This window comes from Saliniramus sp. (genome assembly GCF_035311605.1).
Lineage (GTDB): Bacteria > Pseudomonadota > Alphaproteobacteria > Rhizobiales > Beijerinckiaceae > Saliniramus.
In genome coordinates, this window is sequence record NZ_DATGCW010000052.1 from 1 (window position 1) to 3617 (window position 3617).

Sequence of the window (3617 nt, forward strand, 5' to 3'; positions counted from 1 at the left end):
GCTGTATCTCGCCGAGTACGCACAGGCGCGGCGCGTCACCGGGATTACGCTCTCCCGCGAGCAACTCGGCGTCGCGCGCGCCCGCGCCGAGGCGGCGGGTCTGGAGGAGCGGCTCGCCTTCGCGCTCGAAGACTATCGCGAGACGAAGGGCCCCTATGACCGGATCGTCTCGGTGGGCATGTTCGAGCATGTTGGCTTGCGCGACTATACCACCTTCTTCGGACAATGCGCCCGACTCCTTAGCGATGACGGCATCGCGCTCATTCATACGATTGGCAAGACGACAACGCCGGGGCCGGTCAATCCCTGGATCGCGAAATACATCTTCCCCGGCGGGCGGCTGCCGTCGCTCTCCGAGATCATGCCGGCAATCGAGGCGTCCGACCTGCGGGTGACGGATATCGAGATCCTGCGGCTGCACTATGCCGAGACGCTGCGACATTGGCGCGAAGGCTTCATGGCGCGGCACGATAAGGCCGAAGCGCTCTACGATGATCGCTTCTGCCGGATGTGGGAGTTCTATCTCGCGGCTTCCGAGGCGGCGTTCCGCTTCGAGCACCTGGTCGTCTTTCAGATCCAGCTGGCCAAGCGCATCGATGCCTTGCCGATGACGCGTGATTACATCACACGGAACGAGGCCGCTCTGCGCGAGCGCGAGGAGGCAGAGCACAGCCCGCGCGCGCCGCGCCGCATGACTGGTTGAGGGCGCTTACAACGGGGCCTGCATCGAAGACGCTTCACGGCGCATCAGCTGCGGCGTACCAAGGCGTGGGCTGACGCCCTCGCGCATCATCATCCGGCGCAGAGGCGTGATGGCGGCGAGCGCGCGCAGACCCGTGCCGCGCAGGAAATCGGCGGGGAGCAGGCCCGACAGCAGGGTGCGGTTGAGCATGTCAACGCCGAGCGTGCGGCTGCGCACGTCGAAGCGGCGCCCGCGTTCGTAACGCGACAGCGCCGTAGTACTCCCGGGATCGCCCCTGCCATCGGTGCCCACCACAGCATCGCGCAGGGCAGCGACGTCGCGCAGGCCGAGATTGAGGCCCTGTGCGCCGATCGGCGGGAAAGCATGCGCGGCCTCACCGACGAGCGCGAGGCGATCGGCGCGGAAGCGATCGACCGCGAGCCCGCCCATCGGCACCACCCCGCGCGGCCCGTCGATGGCCATCTTGCCGAGGATCGCATGCGCCTGCCGCTCGATCACGCGCGCCAGCGCCGCATCCTCGTAATGACGCAGATGCTCGGCCTTGTCGGGCTCCGTCACCCAGACGAGGCTGGAGCGGCGCCCGGGCAGCGGCACCAGCGTGAACGGGCCGTGACGGGTGTGGAATTCCGTTGAAATGTCGCGGTGATCCCGCTCATGGGTGAGGATCGTGGTCAGCGCCGCCTGCGGATAGGCCCAGCTGCGCGCCCGGATACCGGCGGCGCGGCGCATCGGCGAGTTGCGCCCGTCTGCGGCTATGACGAGCGAAGCAGCGATGCGGCTCCCGTCATCCAGGGAGATCGTGATCCGCTGATCATGCGATCCGGGGGTCACGGTATCCTGTGATCCGATGCCCGTCGCCATGCTGGAAAAGCTGGCGATTTCCGGGCGCGCGGCCACGGCCTCACCGAGTATCTCGACCAGATTGGCGTTCTCGACATTCCAGCCGAAGGCATCGAGCCCGATCTCGCGGCATTTGAAATCCACCACCGGTGCGCGAAACAGGCTGTCCGTATCATCGACCAGCCGCATGATTTCGAGCGGCGCGGCATGCGGCGCGAGCGTCTCCCAGACGCCGAGGCGCTCCATCAGATGCACGGAGCCGTCGAGCAGGGCCACGGTCCGCCCGTCACGCGGGGCATGCGCACGCCCGATCACGGCGACGGAATAGCCCTCGCGGGCAAAGGTCAGGGCCGCCGCGAGACCCGCCGCGCCGGCGCCGACGACACAGATATCGTAATGACGGTCGTTCATTTCCACTACATAGTGTTTTTCGTTGCGAAATGGCAGCGACGAAGCGTCGCTTTCCACCGGGCACCGCCCTCAATCCATCACGGCGGCCTTGAGAATACAGACCATGGTCGCGCGGCCGGGCCTCTCGCCGATGCAGCGCACCACATGTGGGCGGTCGCAACGATAGCGCAGCGTCTCGCCGGTGCGGGCAGTCTGCACCACGCCGGCCACCTCGACTTCGAAATCGCCTTCCAGCACGGAGAGCGTCTCGACGGAGCCGCGCTGATGCGCATCAGATTCGAGCACACCGCCGGGATCAGCTGAGATATCGTACCATTGCAGCCATTCGACGGTCTTGATCCAGCCGATGATGGCCAGCCGCATCTTGCCGTCTTCCGAGACGAGGATCGGCGTGTCGCGCCGGTTGGATTTCTCCAGGAACGGCTCGTCCTCGGCGCTTGCGAGCACCCGCTCGATCGAGACGTCGAGCGCCTGCGACAGGCGCCAGATCGTAGCGAGGGTCGGATTCGTCTCGTTGCGCTCGATCTGGCTGATAATCGACTTGGCGACACCGGATTGCTCGGCGAGCTCGGAAAGCGACAGGTTGTAGGCCTTGCGCAAACGCTGGATCGTCTTGCCCAGCTGCCCCGATAATTGCTGCGCCCCCGATTCGAGCTCCCGGGTCCGCTCTCGGCCTTCAACACCCATGATCACCAATCCACCGGCCCGTTCGTAACAAGGAACGCGCGTTTGCAACTACGAACGCACCATGCCCAATGCAATGGCGCGGATCAAGCGGGAATGGTGGGAAATCAACGCCATACGCCAGACAGCACAAGTGCTGCCGCTAGGGAAAGCGGCTGATCAGGCACGCCCCTTCGCCGGCTCACGGATCGCTCCAGACCGCCATCAGCGTGCCGCCGGGCTCCCTGAACTCGAACCGCCGCCCGCCGGGAAAAGCAAAAATCTCCTTCGTGACCTCGGCGCCCGCCTGCCGCACGGTTTCCAGCGAACTCTCGAGATTCTCGGCTTTCAGCACGACGAGCGGCGCCACCTGCGCCTCGCTGCGCGCAATCCCCCCGCCCAGCCCGGCCTCCCGGATATCGCGATAATCCGGCCCGTACTCCACGAAGCTCCAGCCAAAAGCCTTCGCAAAGAAGCTTTCCGTCGCCTCCATGTCCGGCGAGCTGAACTCGACATAATCGATTTTCAGAGTGTCGCTGCTCATGATGTTTATCCTTTGTTCTTGTGTTTACAGCGACGGTCGGGGTGGGTCAAGGAAGATTTTGGGTTGTTTCAGTCGCGTCGCTTCGCATCATCTATGATTTTCTGCGCTTGAAGAAGTACATATTCCGCCCAGGCGAGCGCGGAATGCCCCCATGTCGGCGCGATGGCGAGAATGGCCTGGCTTTGTGCAAGAAGGAATTGCGCAGCTGCTACGGTGGTGCCGCCTAGCCGTCTTTATGCATCGCGGTCTGATCTTGGGCCTGTTTCACCTGACAGTCGGATTTTTCGAGATGCCGGCGCAGGGTGATCCGCCCGCCGCTTTTCGGCGGCGGGGGTGCTGTGAGGGGCGGGGTTTGCAGGTTGCGGTCGCGGGGTTCAAAAGGGGCGCCAACGTCCCCGGTGGTTACGTGGCCAGACGCGGTATCCGGCTCAGCACAATGCGCAGGATCGCATGATC

General features: G+C 64.7%; 5 protein-coding genes. 1 reads left to right on the forward strand and 4 read right to left on the reverse strand.

Annotation, left to right across the window (positions count from 1 at the left end; genetic code table 11):
* Positions 1 to 703: cyclopropane-fatty-acyl-phospholipid synthase family protein (locus VKP01_RS02585; protein WP_324410071.1), on the forward strand; the 703-nt coding region annotated here is incomplete at its 5' end.
* Between the two features lie 6 nt (positions 704 to 709).
* Here VKP01_RS02585 and VKP01_RS02590 read toward each other — a convergent pair.
* The 4 genes from VKP01_RS02590 to VKP01_RS02605 all read right to left on the reverse strand — a co-directional run.
* Positions 710 to 1954, reverse strand: coding sequence for a UbiH/UbiF family hydroxylase (locus VKP01_RS02590; protein ID WP_324410072.1), 1245 nt, complete (start codon positions 1952 to 1954; stop codon positions 710 to 712).
* Positions 1955 to 2023: 69 nt separating this feature from the next.
* Positions 2024 to 2641: an XRE family transcriptional regulator gene (locus VKP01_RS02595; RefSeq protein ID WP_324410073.1), complete on the reverse strand. Its 618-nt coding sequence runs from the start codon at positions 2639 to 2641 to the stop codon at positions 2024 to 2026.
* 178 nt (positions 2642 to 2819) lie between these two features.
* The gene (locus VKP01_RS02600; protein ID WP_324410074.1) at positions 2820 to 3161 is read right to left on the reverse strand and encodes a VOC family protein; all 342 of its coding nucleotides are present in this window, start codon (positions 3159 to 3161) and stop codon (positions 2820 to 2822) included.
* Between the two features lie 223 nt (positions 3162 to 3384).
* Positions 3385 to 3617: hypothetical protein (locus VKP01_RS02605; RefSeq protein WP_324410075.1), on the reverse strand; the 233-nt coding region annotated here is incomplete at its 5' end.

Excerpts from the sequence above, each read along its gene's own strand:
- VKP01_RS02595 (WP_324410073.1), bottom strand. The coding sequence starts at position 2,641 with ATGGGTGTTGAAGGCCGAGAGCGGACCCGGGAGCTCGAATCGGGGGCG.
- VKP01_RS02590 (WP_324410072.1), bottom strand. The coding sequence starts at position 1,954 with ATGAACGACCGTCATTACGATATCTGTGTCGTCGGCGCCGGCGCGGCG.
- VKP01_RS02600 (WP_324410074.1), bottom strand. The coding sequence starts at position 3,161 with ATGAGCAGCGACACTCTGAAAATCGATTATGTCGAGTTCAGCTCGCCG.